The organism is Arthrobacter sp. 210 2 (assembly GCF_059093025.1).
In genome coordinates this window covers 37,254-57,847 of sequence record NZ_JBNHIE010000014.1, presented here as the reverse complement: position 1 = coordinate 57,847, position 20,594 = coordinate 37,254, and the positions used below count along the sequence as shown (strand labels likewise).

Annotated in this window: 12 protein-coding genes and 2 pseudogenes; 11 read left to right on the top strand and 3 right to left on the bottom strand. The window is 58.7% G+C overall.

Annotation, left to right across the window (positions count from 1 at the left end; all coding sequences use genetic code 11):
• Positions 1 to 37 precede the first annotated feature (37 nt).
• A pseudogene (locus AC5RWA_RS20205) lies at positions 38 to 2,204 on the bottom strand (amylo-alpha-1,6-glucosidase).
• A 330-nt stretch (positions 2,205 to 2,534) separates the two neighbouring features.
• On the bottom strand, positions 2,535 to 4,196 hold the full coding sequence (locus tag AC5RWA_RS20200; RefSeq protein WP_494058815.1) for a choline dehydrogenase: 1,662 nt from the start codon (positions 4,194 to 4,196) through the stop codon (positions 2,535 to 2,537).
• Positions 4,197 to 4,831: 635 nt separating this feature from the next.
• Between AC5RWA_RS20200 and AC5RWA_RS20195 the strand changes: the two genes are divergently transcribed.
• The 5 genes from AC5RWA_RS20195 to AC5RWA_RS20175 all read left to right on the top strand — a co-directional run bounded on the left by AC5RWA_RS20195 (position 4,832) and on the right by AC5RWA_RS20175 (position 11,803).
• Entirely contained in the window at positions 4,832 to 5,854 is a 1,023-nt protein-coding gene (locus AC5RWA_RS20195) for a glycine betaine ABC transporter substrate-binding protein (RefSeq protein ID WP_494058814.1), read from the top strand.
• 135 nt (positions 5,855 to 5,989) lie between these two features.
• Positions 5,990 to 8,020, top strand: coding sequence for an ABC transporter permease (locus tag AC5RWA_RS20190; protein ID WP_494058813.1), 2,031 nt, complete (start codon positions 5,990 to 5,992; stop codon positions 8,018 to 8,020).
• The gene (locus tag AC5RWA_RS20185) at positions 7,968 to 9,218 is read left to right on the top strand and encodes a quaternary amine ABC transporter ATP-binding protein (protein WP_494058812.1); all 1,251 of its coding nucleotides are present in this window, start codon (positions 7,968 to 7,970) and stop codon (positions 9,216 to 9,218) included. Before AC5RWA_RS20190 ends, AC5RWA_RS20185 begins: the two co-directional genes overlap by 53 nt.
• 321 nt (positions 9,219 to 9,539) lie before the next feature.
• Complete coding sequence (locus AC5RWA_RS20180) at positions 9,540 to 9,926, top strand: MmcQ/YjbR family DNA-binding protein (RefSeq protein WP_494058811.1); 387 nt, start codon at positions 9,540 to 9,542, stop codon at positions 9,924 to 9,926.
• Between the two features lie 887 nt (positions 9,927 to 10,813).
• Positions 10,814 to 11,803 (top strand): alpha/beta hydrolase fold domain-containing protein, encoded by a 990-nt coding sequence (locus tag AC5RWA_RS20175; RefSeq protein ID WP_494058810.1) that lies wholly within the window; start codon positions 10,814 to 10,816, stop codon positions 11,801 to 11,803.
• 710 nt (positions 11,804 to 12,513) lie between these two features.
• On the opposite strand, the gene AC5RWA_RS20170 is transcribed toward AC5RWA_RS20175, so the two are convergent.
• Positions 12,514 to 14,805 carry a molybdopterin-dependent oxidoreductase gene (locus tag AC5RWA_RS20170; RefSeq protein ID WP_494058809.1) on the bottom strand — a complete coding sequence of 764 codons (2,292 nt, stop codon included), beginning with the start codon at positions 14,803 to 14,805 and terminating at the stop codon, positions 12,514 to 12,516.
• Between the two features lie 304 nt (positions 14,806 to 15,109).
• Between AC5RWA_RS20170 and AC5RWA_RS20165 the strand changes: the two genes are divergently transcribed.
• The 6 genes and pseudogenes from AC5RWA_RS20165 (at position 15,110) to AC5RWA_RS20140 (ending at position 20,500) form a co-directional block, all read left to right on the top strand.
• Complete coding sequence (locus AC5RWA_RS20165; protein ID WP_494058808.1) at positions 15,110 to 15,325, top strand: hypothetical protein; 216 nt, start codon at positions 15,110 to 15,112, stop codon at positions 15,323 to 15,325.
• Between the two features lie 463 nt (positions 15,326 to 15,788).
• The gene (locus tag AC5RWA_RS20160; RefSeq protein ID WP_494058807.1) at positions 15,789 to 16,157 is read left to right on the top strand and encodes a GMC family oxidoreductase N-terminal domain-containing protein; all 369 of its coding nucleotides are present in this window, start codon (positions 15,789 to 15,791) and stop codon (positions 16,155 to 16,157) included.
• Positions 16,158 to 16,209: 52 nt separating this feature from the next.
• On the top strand, positions 16,210 to 17,184 hold the full coding sequence (locus AC5RWA_RS20155; protein ID WP_494058806.1) for an IS481 family transposase: 975 nt from the start codon (positions 16,210 to 16,212) through the stop codon (positions 17,182 to 17,184).
• A gap of 18 nt (positions 17,185 to 17,202) precedes the next feature.
• A pseudogene (locus AC5RWA_RS20150) lies at positions 17,203 to 17,688 on the top strand (GMC family oxidoreductase N-terminal domain-containing protein); the annotation flags it as partial.
• Positions 17,689 to 17,766: 78 nt separating this feature from the next.
• The gene (locus tag AC5RWA_RS20145; protein ID WP_494058859.1) at positions 17,767 to 18,360 is read left to right on the top strand and encodes a GMC oxidoreductase; all 594 of its coding nucleotides are present in this window, start codon (positions 17,767 to 17,769) and stop codon (positions 18,358 to 18,360) included.
• 1,000 nt (positions 18,361 to 19,360) lie between these two features.
• A complete protein-coding gene (locus AC5RWA_RS20140; protein WP_494058805.1) occupies positions 19,361 to 20,500 on the top strand; it encodes an alcohol dehydrogenase family protein in 1,140 nt (379 codons plus the stop codon).
• The last annotated feature ends 94 nt before the right edge of the window (positions 20,501 to 20,594 follow it).

Genomic DNA, 20,594 nt, shown 5'->3' with positions numbered 1-20,594 from the left:
GGTATTGCCGAGATGAACTGGCAGTTCGGCTGTCCGTCTAGGCGTTCCGGCGTAGGTTTGCCTGGTCTACAAGTTCTGTCATCCATGGCCGGTGCCCCCGGTGGAACACAATCCCGTCGGGCAGTCCTCGGACAAATGGGACGGAATTGGTTATGTCGATGGTGATTTGATAGTCGGCCAGGGGCGCGTTCGCGATGTAAAGGTCACCGTATGACTTCGGAAGTACTGGATCCAGCCAGAACCCTCCACGCGAAACGTGTGTGTCATACCGCATCAGGCTGGTCACGAGCAGGATTGGCGTGGTCGCTGCCCAGGCCTGTGGTGAGCAGGCTGTTGGGTAGGGCACGGGTGTTGCGAGCTCATCCCGGCTGAAACCGCAGAACAGCTCCGGCAGGCGGCCGTCGCTGTACTCGGCCGCCTCGAGCAGCGCGGTGGAGATCCGCTGTGCTTCCGCTATGAAGCCGTAGCGCAGAAGCCCGGCAACAATGAGCGCGTTGTCGTGAGGCCAAACTGAGCCGTTGTGGTAGCTCGAGGGGTTATAGGCTCCCATATCGCTGGCGAGCGTTCTTACCCCCAGCCGCTGAACATTTCAGGAGACATCAGATGTTCAACCACCTGCGGGGCCTTGTCCCCATCTAGGATGCCGAGCCCAGACACTGGCCCATGTTGGAGGCGCATGCGTCAACCTGCCGCTTCCTCCCGTCGAGGGCAACGGCGTAATATCCGCGCTCGGGAATCCAAAACTGTTCATTGAACTGTTTCTTCAGCTGCGCCGCACGTTCGGCGAGTTCATCGCCCAGACTGGCATCGCCGGCGTCGTAAGCCATCCATGCGCGGGCTGAGAAAGCGGCGTAGACGTAAGCTTGCACCTCGCAGAGCGCGATCGGCGGGTCGGCGAGCGTACCGTCGGCGAGGTTAATGCCGTCCCAAGAGTCCTTCCAGCCCTGGTTGATCAATCCTTTCGGGTTGAGGCGCTGATATTCGACGAACCCGTCACCGTCTCTGTCTCCATAGTCCCGGATCCAGTTCAATGCCCTGTCTGCATGGGGCAGCAGAGCATCGATGGTTTCTTTGGCAAAGCCCCAGCGGCTGACCGATCCCAAGACCATTACGAACAGGGGAGTGGCGTCGATACTGCCGTAGTACGTGGACTTCCCCCCAAGAGACAAGCCACTGGATACATCGAGCCTGACCTCATGCAGAATTTTCCCCGGTTCCTCTTCGCTTATAGGGTCCACCACCGATCCTTGCCGATCGGCGAGGGTCCGTAGCGTCCCCAGTGCCAGGGACGGGTCCACGGGCAACGCCATTTCCGAAGCCCACAGCGAGTCGCGGCCGAACAGGGTCATGAACCAAGGTGCCCCGGCGGCCACCACTACCCGGTCCGGATGATTCGGGTCCTCGATGCGAAGGGCGCCCAAATCGTCGTAACTGCGCCGAAGGGTACGTTCGATGGAACGGTTTCCCATCTGCACTATCGGGATCTTCGCCACCCACTCCTGCCTGCGACGGTCCCTCGGGGAGATGCCGTTCTCATCGATATGGGCGAAGTCTATCCTGGCGGCCCCCTCGGCGCCGGCTCCGTCCATGTCGGCTGTGACGGTGACGACCGTGCTCCACTGCTCGTGCGGTGGAACGGACACCTGGTAAGTAAGGGCCCCGGGTGAAACGACCGATCCTGGGGCCCGGATGACGACGCCTTTCCGAATCGCTTGCCAGGTTGCCTGTAGAGTCAGCGCACCATCCGCTGCCTGGCTTGTTTGGTTCCAAGTCCGCTTGATGCGTGCTTCTTTCACCTCGAACAAGTCCGCGAAATCAGCCTCAACGCTCAGTGTGACTGTACATTGAGCGGGCTTCCTGGAGTGGTTGCGAATAGTAATTTGCTCTTGGATGCCGCCGCCTACTTCGCGCAGCCGCTGAACGATCAGCGGGTTGTCCGCATACCCCTCGGCTCCGGCAACGCGGCCGACAAACAGTGCCCGGGATGGCTCCCTCGTCTCAGCAGCCAATGACTCCAGTGGCTGGCCGTTGATGGTTAGGACCCACCCGGACAAGGTGCGGGTGTCGTGAACGAAGACGCCATGCGGAAGTTCGGTGTGCATGTCTCCATTAGGCGCTGAAATACAGAAGGACGATCCCTCCACTAGTGTGACCGTCCCGGTACCTAGTGGACTGGCCGCAGTATCAATATTCCACCCAGCCATCCCGGCTCCTTTAAGAAACCATCGCCAGCGTGGCTTTCCCGTTTCGGACGGGCTGCGGTTGATCGCTGCCGGCTACATCGACGGTACTCCTGCTTGTTTCGGGAGGCCAGAGGCATCATCAGGTGGCATGGTATCCGGTCCGCAATTACGACTGCCGACCCCGGCGCCTCAAGCCGAGAGGCGTATGGCAGACTCCGCGATTGAACCAGTTCTACCGATGCACACGTCCTTAAGCGACTGCCGGTGCCTCACCCACCTTGGGATGAGACACCGGCAGCTACGATCCTTGCAACCTGTTCTTCGGCAAGAACTGGAGGCTGAGTCTTACGTTTAGAAGACCTTGGCCGGCCGGTAGAAGTCGACTTCATCCGGAGGCAGTATCGCGTTTCCAAGAATGAGGTCGGCGGCCTTCTCTGCAATCATCATCACAGGCGCGTACAGATTGGCATTCGGGATTGACGGCATCACGGATGCATCAACAACGCGAAGACCCTCAGTACCATGCACACGCAGCGTGGTGGGGTCTACAACAGACTCCTCATCAGTGCCCATCTTGGCCGTCCCGCAGGGATGGTAGGTTGTCTCGGCGTCCTTAGCTACCCAGTCGAGAATCTCTTTGTCTGTTCTTACAGCGGGCCCAGGGGAGAGTTCTCCGCCGTTGAATGGAGCAAACGACGGCTGGTTCATAAGTTCCCGCGTGAGACGAACCCCATCGATCCAATCCTGCCTATCCCGTTCCGTTGAGAGGTAGTTAAAGGTAAGTACAGGATCTTGAAGCGGGTCGTTTGATCGAAGTTTGACGTGTCCCCTTGATTCTGGCTGCTGAGGGCCGAGGTTGATTTGGTACGCGTGAGGTGTGGGCGCGGGCGTGCCATCGTTGCGCACACCCAGGGACAGCATGGTGAGCATGAGGTTGGGCATGGGGTCATCTGGCTGCGATCGTATGAATCCGCCTGCTTCGAAGTGGTTCGTTGACGCCGGGCCGTTGCGTCCTGTGAGCCATTTCAGACCGGTACTGGGGTAAGTTCGTTTCCGTAGGATTCCAGCATTTGAGACCGGCTGTGTGCATGAATACATCACGAATGCCTCAAGATGGTCCTGCAGGTTTTCACCTACGCCTGGCAGATTTTCCACCACATTGATGCCGAGCTTGGTCAGTTCATCTGCGTTACCGACTCCGGATAGCTGCAGCAGTTGAGGGGAATTGAATGCGCCACCGCAAAGGATAATCTCAGTTCCCCTGATAACCTTGCGACCGCCTCTCCGCGAGCCATATTCCACACCGACCGCGCGATTACCATCGAACATGATCCGGGTTGCTTGGGCTCCCGTGACGACGTCGAGATTCTTCCGGTCCCGAATCGGCGCGAAGTAAGTTCGTGCAGCGTCGTAACGCTCGCCGTTCTCGATGTTGGAGTCGAAGGGCGCGAACCCTTCCTGCCGGTAACCGTTGACGTTGTCGACAATCTCGTAGCCGGCTTCCTTGGCCGCACCGAAAAGGGCATTAAAGAGCGGGTTTTTTACAGCGTGCTGATAAACGGGAATGGGTCCTGTGTAGCCTCGGTACTGTTTGTCAGGATCTGATCCGCTGAACCTTTCAAGTCGCTTAAAGTAAGGCAGCACATGTGCATAGTCCCATTCGTTGCTCCCGGATTCTGCAGCCCACTTCTCATAACTGAGCGGATTGGCGCGCTGGAAGAACATCCCATTGATGGAACTGCAGCCGCCCATGATCTTTCCTCGGTACTGATCGATCCTCCGACCACCGAGCATGGGTTCCGGCTCAGACTTGAAACGCCAGTCGTAGAAAGGATGACCCATCAAGAAGAGAAAGGCCGCAGGCACGCGTACTGGGTAATCGAGACGTGAGTGGCGATGTCCTGCCTCAAGGACCAAGACGCGGCTTCGATCATCGGCGGACAACCGATTCGCTAAGACACAACCCGCAGACCCTCCTCCGACGATGATGTAGTCATAGGTATCAAACTTCAAGGCTCTTCTCCTGTCACTGAGGCAATCCCACGAGCCACACCCGAATTCCGGGTTCCGCGACGCTGTGGATAGGAATCAAACTTCCTACAGATAGGGCACATTCGGCACTTGGGAACTTTACGATGCTTAGACGAGGATCTTGGCGACCGAATAAGACGGACCGGTGCTCCATGCCTGTTGGTCTAATTTTCGTCATTGGGGACCCAGCACACCAAACGATAAGCCTCCCAGTGAGTTACGTCGTTGCCGCTCCCCCCGACCCGGGACCACTTGCTGAGCCTCGGCCGGACGTCCCTGCATCAATGACGGCCTGGTTTGCCGCGTTCTGATCGACCCAATAATATGCCCATGCTTCAGCAGAAGGTGCTGCTTGGCAGCACGGACCCCAGTGGTGCTCGTTAACGCGCCGCGGGCACTTCAAGCGCCCATGACGTCGTGCCGAATACCGGTAGAGGCCAGGGCGTATTCGTCGTAGATGTGTTCAGTGCCCAGGACACCGTGTCTGGTGACACCCACAAAAGGACACCGAATCGCTGGAATATTCCCAGTGGCGTGAGGTGCATCATAGATCTTCACTAGGTGTGAGTTAGGTGACTTTTCAGCTCGCCTTCGATATCGAATGCCTAGGAGGCAACGTGACCAAAGTTTCATTTTTGGCTGGCAAGCGATGGCCGATGGCCGTCGCTGCAGGGCTCTGCACGATTGGACTCATCAGCGGCTGTACTCCCCAGGAAGCCGCCGGCCCTGGCTCGCAAGCCGTGGATTCGGCAGTAGCATCTGCGCTGAAGGAAGAAGGCAAAGTCCAGTTCACGACAGTAGGAGATCTTGAACAGGATATTCAGGCGAACTTGATGACCGCCGTCGTGAACGAACTGGGCGGTAAGGCAGAAGTGCTTCAGGGCGCCGTGACGGAAACCATGGCAGCAGCCTCTAAAGGCCAGCCGATTGTAGGAATGGCCTATTGGAAGTGGCAGACGCCCGAGCTGTGGGACAAGTATGCCGCGGAAGGGGGCGTCGTGGAATTCGGCACTACCGACTATCCCGGAGAGGAGGGATGGTACGTACCCACGTACGTCATCAAGGGAGATGAAGAGCGGGGCATCGAACCGGCTTGCCTTGGGCTGCCGAACTGGGAAGCGCTGAATGATTGCGCTTCGGCATTTGCAACGGCGAAGACGGGGAGCAAAGGACAGTACATGTCTGGCGCGGAGTCCTGGGCGTTTGCTTATGGTGATCCGCAGCGCATCGAAAACCTCAATCTCAATTACGAGATGGTGTTCGCCGGATCCGAAGCGGCTCTGTACGCGGACCTGACCCGGGCGTACGAACAGGGAAAGCCTTGGCTCGGTTTGATGTGGCGCCCGAACTACATGACGCAGAAGTACGACCTTACCCGTGTTGAGTTCCCAGAGCATTCGGAAGAATGCTGGGGAAAGACGTACGCATGCCAGTGGCCTGAAACTGTCATCTATCAGTGGGCTTCTTCCGTTATCGAGAAGGATCACCCAACGCTGTGGAAGATCCTTAAGAATTATGATCTGAACAACGATCAGCTGCAGGAGCTGCAGGCAAAGGTGATCGACGGCGGGCTCTCACCCCAGGAGGCCGTCAAGGAATGGATGCAGGACAACCGCGACGTATGGACCAGTTGGGCGTGAAGCACAACCGAGAATCGATCGCCTCCCGCCCGAACAGCTCGGGGACGATGAATTCGCGAATTAGTCGGTGGCGCGTTTGCTCGACCCTGACTCAGCAATTCCGCCACACACCTGCTAGTTACGAGAAGGGAGGTCATGGTGTCAGTCCTTATCAGTCGTTCTAAAGGCCACAACCTGCTCTCGAACCACGGTCTTCTCGCCCTGGTTGGTTTTGCCGCGGTTGCCGCCATGGTGTGGGGGCCCCAGAGCTTCCCCGATGCTCTGCGTTTTCCGGTCGGGAATGCCTTTGAAGTAGGTTTTTCCTCTTTTGCTGAAAGCGCCCCTTGGGCCTACGAGCCATTCGCAGCCTTCCTGGAACAAACGTTCGAGGTCCTGCTAGCCACACTTAGTTCCATCTCGCCTGTTATCCTCGCGTCGGCCGTGGTTCTTACGATCGCTCATTATCGGGGGGTCAAGCTCGCGGGACTTAGCGTGCTTCTCTTCGCATGGGTTGTCCTCAGCGGGTTCTGGGATTACACCGTAGAGACGATCGCGTTCATGCTTGTTGCTGTTGCAGCGGCATTTGTGCTCGGCATTTTCGTCGGCCTGATAGGTTCGTTGGGTCCTCGCATCAACGCCCTGGTGCGGCTGCTGCTCGATGCGATGCAGGCATTCCCGGCCTTCGCTTACCTTGTGCCTGTCGTGTTCCTCTTCGGTATGGGAAATGCAGCCGCGCTGGTGGTGACTGTGATCTGGGCGCTTCCGCCACTTGCAAGAATGACAAGCATCGGCCTCCGAAATGTCTCACCGGAAGTTCTCGAAGCGGCAACGTCACTCGGGACGACCAAGCGGCAGCTCTTGTTCGGCGTGAAGCTGCCGATGGCTGAACCCAGTATCCGAGCGGGCAGCAACCAGATGATCATGTATGCCATTGCGATGGCGACGATGGCAGCGATGGTAGGCGCCGCAGGCCTTGGAGCGCCGATTTGGAGCGGACTGAACCGTCTCGCTTTCGGCGACGCCCTTCAGGCCGGCATTGCGTTGGTCCTGGTTGCGGTAATCATTGATCGAGCGAGTTCTTCCCGTGGGGTCAAGCGGAGTACCAGAATTCAACGCGATGCCTCGCTAAGCTGGCGCCAACGGTTACGTGGGTTCTTCAGTGGTCCCTACGGGTCCGCTCAGATTTGCCTGGCCCTCTTCTTCCTCACTGTATTTGCTTCCCAGGTCTTTCGAGGTCCGTGGCAGTACTTTTCGGATCCTCCTTGGGGAGTGCCACTGCGGCTTCGCGAACCCGTGGAGGCAGCAGTCTTTTGGGCAACAACCAACTGGGGGCCGTTCCTGGACTCGTTTAGTGGCCTGATTCAGATATACGGACTTAATCTGATCGGCGGCTTCTTTGCGGCCGTGCCGTGGGCAGTAGTCGTTGCGGCCACCGCAGCGATTGGCATATTGACCATCGGCAGGGTTCAAGGCCTGTTTCTAGGACTTGCTGTCGCATTCATCGGCTGTATCGGTATGTGGGAAGCGACGGTACTGACCATGACCGTGGTCACCGTGGCATTGGTTCTCGTGATATTGATCGGGTTTCCCCTCGGCGTGCTGATGGCGATGAACAACACAGCAGCGGCCATCATCCGGCCGGTGCTGGATGTTATGCAGACTTTGCCAATATATCTTCTAATCATCCCCGCAGTTATGCTCCTCGGAGTAGGCGAGGTGGCCGCAGTACTGGCCACGTTCATCGCTGCCGTTCCGCCGATGATTAGGTTCACCAACGCGGGCCTCCGTGGGGCCGATGCCGAAGTAATCGAGGCAGCTGAAATTTTTGGAGCGACGCCCGGGCAGATACTCCGCCAGATCCGTATTCCTATGGGACTGCAAACAATGATGGTTGGTCTCAACCAGGCATTGCTCTTGGCTCTTGCGATGGCAGTAGTGAGTGCCATGATCGGGGCACCCGGCCTGGGTGCCAACATCCTTACGGCAGTCAATCGCGCATTGTTGGGCACTGGAATGGAGGCGGGGATCGCAATGTTCCTGCTGGGAGTGGTTCTGGACCGCCTGTTCAACGGATGCGCACAATTCGTTGCATCCGCTCAGCACGCAACAACGACCAAAGTAACTAGGAAGTCAAATGACGAAACAAGTTCTGTCGCCGCAAGCACGGCGACTGCACCTTCCCACTGATGAGACGCGCCCTCCTAAAATCGATCGTTCGGTTGCAGGGTCCACCATTGAGGTAGAGGACCTCTGGAAGATTTACGGCCCGAATCCCAAACGGGCGCTGCAGGAGTACAGGAGCGGCGCGACCTACGTTCCGGGTCACATGACTGCGGTGCGCGGAGTTACATTCCAGGTCCGCCCTTGTGAGACGTTCGTTGTTATGGGTCTTTCGGGCAGCGGAAAGTCGACATTGATCCGCTGCCTCACGAGGCTCATCGAACCGACGGCAGGTAGTGTTAATATCGACGGCAATCATGTGCTGACACTATCGAATTCGCAGCTGTCGGAGCAGCGCAGACGCGACTGGGCCATGGTGTTCCAGCACTTCGGTTTGCTCCCTCACCGTCGAGTCCTCCAGAACGTCGCATACGGTCTGGAAGTCTCAGGAGTTCCGCGCCGAGAGCGTGAAGAACGAGCGCACCGAATGGTCGAGCTGGTTGGTCTTTCCGGGACAGAAAATAAGTACCCTAGTGAGCTCAGCGGGGGCATGCGTCAGCGCGTTGGCCTCGCCCGCGCCCTCGTCCAAAACCCCCGTCTTCTGCTGTTGGATGAGCCGTTCAGCGCACTCGATCCACTAATCCGCACGGACCTGCAAGACGAACTGATGCGGCTTGCTCGTTCGGGCAGCCAGACCTCCGTTTTCATTACGCATGATCTAACCGAGGCTCTTAAGGTAGGCGATCGCATTGCTATCATGCGCGACGGCGTTCTGGTTCAGGTGGGGACACCTGAGGAAATTGTACTGAATCCAGCTGACGATTATGTCCGCCGCTTTGCGGTGGAGGCTCCGCGCGCCAGGGTCGTCCGTGCTGCGACCATCGCACAGACTGTCCCTGAACTCCCGGCCGAATTGTCTGTTGAGGCGGCCCTTACGGCCCTTGCGCAGAATGGAGGCGGATCAGCCTTGGTCCGTCCTGATGCGCGTGCGCCGTTCGTCGTTACGGCGCAGGATCTCCTCAAACTGGACGACTCACGGCGAACTCTGGATTCGATGGAATTTGCGACTGCCACCGTGACCGCGGACGAGCTTCTCGCAGATGTAATGCGAAAACTCATAGACACTGGACGTCCTGTGCTGGTCGAATCGCCTTCGGGCGGCTTAGTGGGAGCGATAGATGACTCCGCGGCTGTGCGGGCACTTTCAGTTCCAGGCGCTTCCTAGTCCAAGGTGGCTGGCGGTTCTCAGAACATCCGTGTGATTCTGAGAATCGCCTTTCGCCTCTGATTGTTCGCTTGCCCTGCTCGTCTCCCTTGAGGCGCTTCTATGTTGTACTTCATGGCGTACTGAGTACTTCAACTCATGGTTGGAAAGCCCACTGCATTTAAGTTGTCCCTTCCCACGCGTGGACACGGTTGGAAAGCCGGTCTTGGGTTACGGCGCCGGCGGCGCGTCGCGGACGACAGACTGGGCGAAGCCACTTATAGAACGGGAAATGACCGCAAAGCAATGAACCACGCCAGTGGAATTGGGGAGGCCAGCAGGGTGGACGGGAAGAAGCTGCATAAGTTAGCCGCAGCACGTGCAGAGGAACTCCCCGGTGCAGAGTTGACGCATCCGTTCGGTCCGGACTGGGAGGTCTATAAGGTGCGGGACCGGGTGTTTATGCTACTCACCGCCGTCACAGGGGCTCCGATCGTCGTATTGAAGGCCACGCCGTCGGACGGGCAAGCCTTGCGGGAGGAGTACGACGACGTCACCCCCGGGTATCACATGAACAAGAAGCACTGGATTACCCTCTCTCCGGGTGGGTCGATTGACCGGGCGTTTGTGGAAGATGTGGTGACGGAGTCTTATTTACTCGTGGTGGAGAAGCTCCCGAAAGCCAAGCAGCCGGTCGATCCGAGCGATTTCGGCAAGCGCGACCAGTGACGTGGGTCTGCCGATAGTCTCAACGAGAACCCGGTTCCATTTCAACCGCCCGGGGTTGTCATTATGCTCACGCGCTGGATTGCCACAGCCCGAACGTGAGGAATCCGGAGCTAGGTCAAGCCGCTGGGTGGTCGGCTGATGCGCGAGATGAACACGGAACCGCCTGTGCAGCACGAAGTGAGATCAGGTGCCGGGCAGTCGGTTGTTACCCGAAGGAATCTCAATGATGTTGTCAACGGATTCCTGCGGGTCGGTTAGTCCGTCTTCCTACCGTCGATGCAAGAGCGCCCTGCGTATTTCGACATAGAGCGGTAATTGTTTCGAAACGCACAACCCACACTTGTCCGTGGGTGCCTTGTGTCACATCGGGTGACGATTACGGACTCTTCGCTAACAACGTCATTACCGGGGATGACCCGGCGAGTGCGACGAGATATGGACCAGACCATGACAGAGTCGAACAACCAGGTGTCGGAGAAAGTCCGAGACGCCGTCGGTGACAGTGTTGAGCTGAAACCATGCAACTAGTCGAGAGATCTTCGAAAGCGGTGGCGTCTAGCTCCAAATCAACCCGGGTCCCGGACGAACTGGGGATCGACGTGGGAGAAGCAAGGCTTCATCAGTGACAGTGGTCAGCTTTCTAAATGGGCAACCCGGTACCTTTTTCCTGCAAACTGCTGTTGCTGCTGAAGTTGCAGGCCCATTCAGAACCGCTAGAGCTCGGCGTGGGTCTATGGAGTACAACATGCCGGTTCTTAGAAAGAAGCTCGCCGCGTTCTAAGCCGTCATTAGTGGAATCAGGTGGCGGATTTCGTCCGAATGGCGGAACGGCATCCGCCACCGTCGCGCCAAATGCTAGCCACGATGGCACAAAAGGAGTACTTCGAATGGAGGTTGAAATGTCGGAAATTTTGTCTACCGTGCGCCCTGGGTTTGACCCGGAGGCTGGAGCGATCCTGGCCGCCCTGCCACCCTCCCCGCTGCTCAGTGCCGAAACCCTGCAGCCGATGCGCGATACGCACGCCCCGACATCAGAAGCGGTCCAGGAGGCGTGCTCCTCGCTGGGTCTCGTGTATGAGGAGCGCACTATCACTGGACCGCGCGGCGATATCGGGGTATCGATTATCCGCCCAGCCGCACAACGGACCGGCGCAGCAATCTATTACACGATTCATGGGGGCGGCATGGTTGCCGGCAACCGTTTCACCACCCTCACAATGTTCGAGGAACTGGATTGGGTCGCTGAACACGGAATGGTCCTGGTTACCCCCGAGTATCGGCTCGCGCCCGAGCACCCTGCCCCTGCCGGAGTCGAAGACTGCTATGCAGCACTTGCCTGGGCGGCATCCCAAGCTCGAGGGTGGGGCGCCGACGCAGGCAGGATCATCGTCGCTGGAGTCTCGGGCGGAGGGGGAATGGCGGCCGGGGCTGTTCTCATGGCCCGCGACAGCGGCGAAGTAGACGTGTTCGCCCAGCTGTTGATCTATCCGATGCTCGACGACCGGAACAAAACGGTTTCGTCACAGCAATACCAGGGCGATGCCGGCGGCGTCTGGCCTAGGGAAAACAACCAGTGGGCCTGGGAAGCCGTCCTCGGAGAGGGACACGCTGACCGCGAAATAACCGCATACTCGGCTCCAGCTCGTGCAACGGACCTGTCAGGACTGCCATCCACCTTCATCGACGTGGGATCGGCCGAAGTCTTCCGCGACGAGTGCGTTGACTACGCCTCACGGCTCTGGGCGGCTGGAGTCCAAGCCGAACTCCACGTCTGGCGGGGCGGCTACCACGGCTTTGACCTCTATGGCGCGACCACACCGGTTGGAATGATGAGCCGTGCGGCACGGGCAGACTGGCTCCGCCGCACCCTCGCGTAGACGGCAGACCGCTTGGGCGCCATTCCTTCGGAGCCGTGACGCAAGGTCCAGCCGTTTAGCTTTCAGCCACCCGGCGCCCCTGGGTTGGTCGAGAGCCTACAACGCCTCCAATCCAGCCTCACCGCTGGCCAGGATCTTGCCGGCGGCTGGTTGAGTCACCCCGGCCACGGGGCTCGCTGGCTCGATGTGCAGGGTGACGCCATGAACCGACGACGCCGCGATGGGGGCGTTTCTTAGAGCGGGCCTGTCACCGGCGGTGACTGCAACGACCGGCTGGGAAACTCAGGCCCATGGAATCTGAAACGATCGATCCGATCGCGTTCTCGGCTGCCAAAACTCGAAGAGCAGCGGGCGATCCCTACGTCCGAATGTACCCAACTTCGTGGTTCGCTTCTGCACGAGATACGGACACATGCAGTTGAGGGCGCTTCAATCTGTTGCGCCAAGATGGCCTTGTGTCATGCCCGCGCGCTCGTCTCGATCCGAGGAGCTTGAAGGCGACCATCTACAAGAGGGCCCGCTTTTAGTTGTCATTGGACGACGCCGTAACGACGGCAACAAAACCAGGCCCGGGACTGACCGCAATTTGACCGGCCGTAGGGTGGGACGGCTCAAGAACGGTCCAGGTGCATGCGTCGTTCGGTTGCTGACCAGAGCGTTCCAGTTGCGAGGTAGGGATGCCCCGGAGGAACCTGGTCCCGCTGACGCTGCTATCCCTCGGGAACCAACAGGGGCGGAGCCGTCACTGTGAGATCAGGTATCTCATCTGACCAGGCTTCGACCTCGACGAGAGCATGTTGTGCTGTCGTTGCCTGTGAAAGGCTTGATGATGGCCTGTCTGCCGTGAGGACATTTGGGTTCCCATGGCGGCAAAAGGACGGGTCGTTCGGTGCAGGATCGTACCAGGCCCCGGCCGAAAGCTGAACGACGCCCGGTCGTAGCGAAGCGGAGACCACCAAACCCGCTAAGCAACGTCCGCGGTCGTTCCTCACCAGAACAACCTGTCCGTCTGCAAGGCCGCGTGCGGCAGCATCTTCCGGGTTCATCCGAATTGGTTCTCGTCCATGGATCTTGGATTTCTGACTAGTGGCCCCGACGTCGAGTTGGCTGTGGAGCTTCGTCTTTGGCTGGTTAGCGATTAGGTGCAACGGGTAGGCGCCGGCCGAACCGAGCCATTCGTCAGGCTCGATCCATACGGGGTGCCCCGGGCAGTCGGCATAGCCGAAGCTGTCGATAGTCGAAGAGAAAATTTCAATCTTGCCGCTAGGGGTCCCAAGCGGGTACATCTCAGGATCGTGTCGGAACTCAGAAAATAGAACCTGGCGGGGTTCAATGATCGGGATCTCAATGTGTTCTGAATTCCAAAAGGTTTCGAAATCAACGACATCGACGCCCCGATCACCAAGCTTCTTTCTCCACCCCTCGTACAGGTGACGGAGCCAATCCATCGTGTCCCGGTTCTCCGTAAAACTGTCACCCCGTCCCAGCTTGTCCGCTATGGCGGCGAAAATGTCGTAATCGTCGCGGGCGCTGCCAGGGGGTGCTGTCAGTGCATGCATCGGGAAAAATGAGGGATCGTTCCGGCCTGCCCCATAGTCGTTCCGCTCGAATGACATCGTTGCTGGAAGCACTATGTCAGCATGTCTTGCCGTGCTGGTCCAGAACTGTTCATTAACGATCACAGTGGCCGGTCGGGACCACGCTGCCCGGAATCGGGCCAGGTCCTGATGATGGTGGAACGGGTTACCGCCAGCCCAGTAGATCAACTCGATTTCCGGCAAGGTGATCCGCTGGCCGTTAAAATCGATCTGGCTCCCTGGTTCGAGCAGCATGTCCGATATTCTTGCCACAGGAATATAAGAAGTCTCAGGATTGCCGCCTTGCGGGAATGACGGTGCGCTGGAGACTCGCAATGGCAGCCCTACATCCGCGGACGAACCATAGCCGTGCTGGAAGCCCCCGCCGGGCAGCCCTATTTGACCAAGCATCGCAGCAAGCGTGACGCCAAGCCAGATGGGCTGCTCACCGTGCTGTTGCCGCTGCATGGACCAACTCAGATTGATCATCGTCCGTGAAGCAGCCATTTCGCGCGCCAACTGGACAATTCGAGCCGCAGGAATGGTTGTGATCTTCTCGGCCCAACGTGCATCCTTTGGCACGCCGTCAACCTCACCACGAACGTACGGCAGGAATCTCTCCAGACCCACGCAGTACCGAGAAAGAAAATTTTGGTCAGCAAGGTTTTCGGCGTCCAGCACGTATGCAAGCGCCAGCATGAGGGCGGCATCGGTACCCGGCAGCGGAGCAATCCACTCGGCGTTTGCTTCTTTGTACGTGTCGTCTGCAATCGGCGTCACGTCAATGAACCGGCACCCTCGGGCCAACGCCTTCCGGATGGCGTCTCTGGCTACGTGACGTCCAATTCCGCCAGGGCCAATGCCGCTGTTTTTCTCGGAGAGGCCACCAAAGGCGATGAAAAGTTCTGTCTTGTCGCTGACCACTTCCCATGAAGTTGCGCGGGCCATGACCTCGTCGGGGGAGACGCCCATGATGTGCGGTAGAAGCACCCCGGAAGCGCCGTAGCTATAGTCCGTTACGCCAGCAACGTATCCACCCAAAGAGTTGAGGAATCTGTGGATCTGACTTTGCGCATGGTGAAACCGACCGGCACTGGCCCACCCGTAGGAACATCCGTAGACGGCGGACGGACCCTTTTCTGAATAGACGCGTTTCAGTTCTGCGCTGACCAGCTCAATTGCCCGGTCCCATGAAACTTCCACAAAGGGTTCATTTCCTCGACCGGAACCAGTTCCCGGACCACCTTCCAACCACCCGGCACGAACTGCTGGGCGCAAAACGCGAGTCGGATGATGTTGTGCAGAGGCTACGTTGTCCAGAAGGTCGCGCGGGTCCGAGTCCTGGGACCAGGGCCTGACGGACTGCAGAGACTTGCCATCGCTCTCCGCTTCAAACGCTCCCCAGTGTGTCAAATGCGTGCGCATGCTTCCGTTTCCTTGGGTTGTCCTACCAACTGTCGCTTTTGCTTTAAGCACGTCCGTTTCCAGAACGTTGATCAGAACGGTTGAGTTAGATGTCTAACAACATTAGGTCCTGCCTGTTCATGCAAGAACTGGAGAAGGGCCGATACTTCCATCCTGTGCTTGTAGGAACTCTAGGGCGCATCATCAGAGGCCCTAGGAACGGAGGTCAGTCCCTTTGGCCGGCAAGCCAGGAGTCGAGAACAGATGAGCCAGCGTCGTGTAGGTACTCTTGATATCAGGGCCAACAGCCGCTCAGGAGGTAGTCATGCCGATGGTCGGAAAAATGAAAACCGAAAAGCTGGAGAGGGAAATACTTGTCGGGGAGGCCATGGTTACATCCCCCAAGACTCTCGGACCTCTTACCACTGTGAAGCAGGTCCGATCCCTGTTTCAGGATGACCACATACACATGGCCCTGATCGTCGATGCAGAGCTCCGCCTCATCACAACGATCGAGCGCCTGTATCCCGTTGAGTGTTGATGGAGGTACTCGCGCAAGCATGCGCGGCATGCTCGTCGGCCGAACCGTCACGTCCGATACCCCTCTCCATACGGCAACATCAGTACTGCTGTCGGAGGGTCGGCGCCGGTTGGCGGTTACCGACGACCGGAATCATCTGATGGGGCTGCTATGCCTAAAACGGAGTGGCCGTGGCTACTGCTCGGACGACGGTGTTCAAGCCCGGGCAGGAGAGCGTTCAAGAGCTTCCCCGCGGTCGTGCTGTTCCCAAGTATCAGAGGACATCAAAGATGGCCACTCGTGTATCGCCTGCTGACCTGCGACTGACTCCAAGACGATGGAGAGTATCCGGAACCGGCCTGTCAGCGCGGTGCATGTTCCAGCTCCAGCATTGTGTCTCAGGTCATTACGGCGAGTGTAGCTTGAACCATCTAGTCGCTCGGACAATTGCCCAAGTGAAAAGTAGTGACTTATGGAGGTCAAGATGACCGAGTTCGATTATGTCATCGTGGGAGGCGGAACAGCCGGATCGGTTATAGCACGCAAGCTCTCCGACGATCCCGGAATCACTGTCTGCGTGATTGAAGGGGGGCCTGCCTACGAAGACGACAAGAAAGTCCTGATGCTTGATGAGTCGCTGGGCCTTGTTGGCGACCCCAAATATGACTATGACTATCCAATCGTCGAACAGGAACGGGGCAATTCCCGGCTCCGGATGAGCCGGGCGAAAATGCTGGGGGGATGCAGTTCACACAACGACTGCTGGGCGCTGCGTGCCCCCGACTCGGACATGGACAGGTGGAGTGCCCTAGGTGTACTGAGTCAGGACGTTGATTACATCGTGAATGGGTGAAGACCTCTTAGGTTGGTGGTTACCACACACAGCCAACGACTAAGAGGTCTTCATGCTCCACCGTAATGCCCGCCTGACCCCGACCGGTAGACGGATCCTCGTCGAACGCGTCCTGGCCGGCCGCCCGATCGCCCATGTAGCCAAGGAGATGGGCATCTCCCGGACCTGCGCCCACCGCTGGATCAGCCGATACCGTGCCCACGGCTGGGACGGCCTTCAGGACCGCAGCTCCAGACCAAAGTCATGCCCGCACGCCACCCCGGCGAACATCGTCGCCGACGTCCTGACCCAGCGCTTGAAGCACCGGCAGGGGCCAGCCAATCTAGCAGTGCGCTGCGGCACCAGCGCCCGGACGGTCTCCCGAATCCTCACCAGGGCCGGGATGCCCAGGCTGTGGGACCTGGACCCGGTGACCGGGGCACGGATCCGGGCTTCCCGGGCGACCGATCGCCGCTACGAACGCCACGCCCCGGGCGACATGATCCATATCGATGTCAAGAAACTCGGCAGGATCCCGGACGGCGGAGGCTGGCGGGCCGACCCGGCGCAAAGCCGCGCTAACCACCGCAAATCGCCCCAAAAGGTCGGCTTCGACTACGTCCACGTCGCCGTAGACGACTACACCCGCTTCGCCTACGCGGAAGTCCTGCCCGACGAGAAAGGCCCGACCTGCGCCGGATTCCTCACCCGGGCCGCGGCAGCCATGGCAGCCAACGGAGCACCCGTGAAACGCGTCATGACCGACAACGCCTTCGCCTACCGGCTCTCCCGCGACTTCCAGAACGCACTCGCTGCGCTGGGCGCCAAACACATCCTGATTAAACCCCGACACCCCTGGCAGAACGGCAAAGCCGAACGCTTCAACCGCACCCTCCAGGAAGGCTGGGCCTACCGCCAACCATTCACCTCGAACCAGGCACGCACCGACGCCCTGCAGCCATGGCTAGACTTCTACAACACCCACCGGCCCCACGGCAGCCTCGGAGGCAAACCACCCATCAGCAGGTGCAACCAACCTACTGACTGAGTACACCTAGGGGCGACCGGGTGGGACAGCAAGAGCGTCAAACTTTATTTCGACCAAGTGTTCAGGGACATGCGGGTTCACGGTGTTACCAGGGAAGCCGAGCTATCCCAGGCATTCCTTGCTGCTACCAATGAGCAGGGGCTCGAAACTATCGACAACACAAGAGGCGACTACCGGGAGGGAATTTCCTGGGTCTCCTTGAACGAGGACAACGGGCTCCGTGTTTCGACTGCTGTCGCCTATCTGTTTCCTCTATCGAATCTCCGCATCAATCTTCACCTGCAGCTTGAAACCATGGCTCACCGACTTATATTCGAAGGCGAGCGGGCCGTGGCAGTCCATACGGATAAAGGTGTATACCGGGCGAAGAAGGAGATCATTGTTTCTGCTGGCGCCATTGATACCCCAAAGCTGTTGATGCTTTCGGGCGTTGGTCCGGCTGAGCACCTCCGCGAACATGGAATCGAGGTGGTTAAGGACCTTCCTGCTGTTGGCTCCAATCTCGCTGACCACATTGAAACTCCAGTCATTTGGGAGTCGGCCAAGGACCCGGGACAGAGCACCAATGGTCTGGATCTCGGGGTGTATGCAGATGTTTTCAATGAGGGTGATTACAGCCTTCAGGCTACCTTCGGTCACTTCACCTACTGGCTCCACACGGAACCCTTCGATGAACTTCCTAAGCCCGCGCGGGCGTTCTGTTTTGCCCCCAATACTGCCCGGCCGGCTAGCAAGGGAACTGTCCGGTTGTCCTCGTCGAATCCAACGGATAAGCCGCTTGTGGATCCAAGGTATTTCACGGATCCAGACGGCAGGGACGAGAAAGTCCTGGTGCAAGGCGTTCGGCTGAGCCGGAGGATCGCGGGAAGCGAAGCGCTGAAGGGTTGGGTGGTCAAGGAGGTTGCGCCAGGCCCGGGTGTACAGTCCGACGAAGAAATTGGTGCCTATGTGCGTCGCTACTCGAACACCGTGTATCACCCCAGCGTCACGTGCAAGATGGGGGCTGCGGACGACCCCGAAGCTGTTGTTGACCCGCGCTTGCGGGTCCGCGGGCTTTCTGGCCTCCGTATTGCTGACGCCTCCGTCTTTCCCGAGCTCGTCCGCGTTAACCCCAACATGACCGTAGTAATGATTGGTGCCAAGGCGGCTGACCTTATCAAGGAAGATAACCAGTAGTAGCTGGGGCGCGCACGAGCTCCCGCCGCGGGGGCATAACTGTGGTTCTGCTCTGTCGGCATAGCGATACTCAGTGTGATCGCGTGCTGGCTCAGCACAGCCATCCGAATCATGCTCCTCGCAGTTCCCTCACCGCTCTGGAGGTGCCGTGATCCTGACTGCGCATAACATCACTGCTCGTTACGTGTTCAATCTCAGCGCAGACCGAATCCTGCCAACCAATGTCCTGAGTACACGACACCACGGGTCCCCGCATGTAGCTTCTGTTGCGACAAGTGGCGTTGCTCTGCTTCTGAACGCGGCTATCGGTCTGCCGGGAGTGGAACCTCTCGCCTTCTACACCGCCGTGCTTGGGGTGACCAGCATGATTGCGCTGGTCATAATCTCCATCTGCAATGTGGCTGTCTTCCTGTACATGCGGCGTCATGGTGGCCGGCTTTCTTCCACCCGGGCGACAGTTGTATGCCCGATCTTTGCGGCTGTAGGTCTGGGAAGTTCCCTCGTGCTGGCAGCGATAAACTTTCCTATGCTGGTTGGAGGGTCCAGGGAGGTTGCGGCGGCGCTCCTGATGGTGATTCTTGGGCTATTCGTCCTGTGTTTTAACAGTCGTGCTGTACCGGAGCCGGAAAGCCCACACGTACAGCAGCATCGGACGTCAATGATGCAGATGCGAATAGCGGTAGCCCAACGCGTCGCGCTTATGCGAAGGCCTTGGAAAACCACCACATATTCCGAGGACACATGAGTAAATCTCCTGTTCCCCCGGCGCGCCCTACTGGCAATGGTTAAGGGGTTAGCCGGTAGCGGTGCGCGGACCGACTTTTCGGTAGCGTTTCTGTAAGACAAAAGCGGAGAGAAGAGCCCGGGCTGCCAGAACCCTCAGGTTTGAAACAGTCCATGCATCACAATAAACCGCTATGACTCCGCGGCACGTCCTTGTAGATGTGGCCGCTCAAGTACGGAGCTGGGCCTGAGTGCCTGGAGGAAAGTGAATCGCAACATGAAAGTATCGTCAACGGCAAGTCCTGAATCCGACACCAGTGAGTCCGTTGCAGTTATGAGGGCAACCGTTCTCACGGGGCATGGTGGCGTTGATAAGTTGGTTTTCCGCACGGATTATCCAGCCCCCACTCCTTTGCCTGACGAGGTGCTGATTAAGGTAGGGGCTTGCGGCATCAACAACACGGACATCAATACGCGTACCGGCTGGTATGACCAGGTGGTCGAAACCGGTGTGTCCGAGGACCTTGGCCTGAAAGGCCGTACTGATGGCGCGGCCTCATCCTGGAACAGCTCCACTGTGGCGTTTCCCAGGGTTCAGGGCGCTGCGGTTGTAGGGCGCATTGCCGGCGTCGGCCCTGGGGTGGACCCGGCACGCGTCGGTGAACGGGTCATCGTTGATCCCTCCGTCCGGGATCCACGACTGCCCGAGCGCGCCCAACTGCTCGAGTACCTTGGCAGCGAACGTGACGGCGGGTTCGCTGAGTACGTGTCGGTGCCGGCAATCAATGCCCATGTCATTGACTCGCCGCTTTCCGATGCCGAGTTGGCCACTTTCCCCTGTTCCTACGACACGGCCGAAGAAATGCTTCAGCGTGCTGGCCTTTCGGAAGGAGAAACCATTGTCATTACTGGTGCCGCGGGAGGCGTCGGTACCGCGCTGATCCAACTTGCGCGTATCCGTGGAGCACGGGTGGTAGCCATAGCCGGGGCGGCAAAAGAGGAACGGCTTCGGGCCCTTGGTGCAGACGAGTTCGTCGCCCGTGAGAGTCAGAATGTGCAGGCGGAAGTTGAACGCTTCATCGGTGAGCGGGGCGCGCACGTGGCTGCCGACGTCGTCGGAGGCGATATGTTCGGTGTTCTCATGAAGTTGCTGAGCAGGGCCGGCCGTTACACTACTGCGGGTGCCATCGCCGGTCCTACAACCCGCATCGACCTCAGGGACCTTATCTACAAGGACCTTGAGATGCACGGCATCACGAACCCCACGGCTTCCACGTTTGAACGACTCGTCGGGCTGATTCAGGACGGACAGCTGAAGCCGCTACTTGAGGAAACCTTCGCACTTCAGGACCTTGCCCAAGCACAGGCACGGTTGCTCAAGCGGTCCCACGTCGGCAAGATCGTCGTGACGCCTTAACCACTACCCAATGCGAACCGCGGCAGGCCGGCACGCACCCCGGTGAGCCGCGGTTTCTATTGGTTTACCAAGTAGTAAGTCCGCTGGAACGGGT

Coding starts and splice junctions, on each gene's coding strand:
- AC5RWA_RS20190 (WP_494058813.1), top strand. CDS start 5,990: ATGGTGTCAGTCCTTATCAGTCGTTCTAAAGGCCACAACCTGCTCTCG.
- AC5RWA_RS20185 (WP_494058812.1), top strand. CDS start 7,968: ATGACGAAACAAGTTCTGTCGCCGCAAGCACGGCGACTGCACCTTCCC.
- AC5RWA_RS20175 (WP_494058810.1), top strand. CDS start 10,814: ATGGAGGTTGAAATGTCGGAAATTTTGTCTACCGTGCGCCCTGGGTTT.
- AC5RWA_RS20170 (WP_494058809.1), bottom strand. CDS start 14,805: ATGCGCACGCATTTGACACACTGGGGAGCGTTTGAAGCGGAGAGCGAT.
- AC5RWA_RS20165 (WP_494058808.1), top strand. CDS start 15,110: ATGCCGATGGTCGGAAAAATGAAAACCGAAAAGCTGGAGAGGGAAATA.
- AC5RWA_RS20160 (WP_494058807.1), top strand. CDS start 15,789: ATGACCGAGTTCGATTATGTCATCGTGGGAGGCGGAACAGCCGGATCG.
- AC5RWA_RS20155 (WP_494058806.1), top strand. CDS start 16,210: ATGCTCCACCGTAATGCCCGCCTGACCCCGACCGGTAGACGGATCCTC.
- AC5RWA_RS20140 (WP_494058805.1), top strand. CDS start 19,361: ATGAAAGTATCGTCAACGGCAAGTCCTGAATCCGACACCAGTGAGTCC.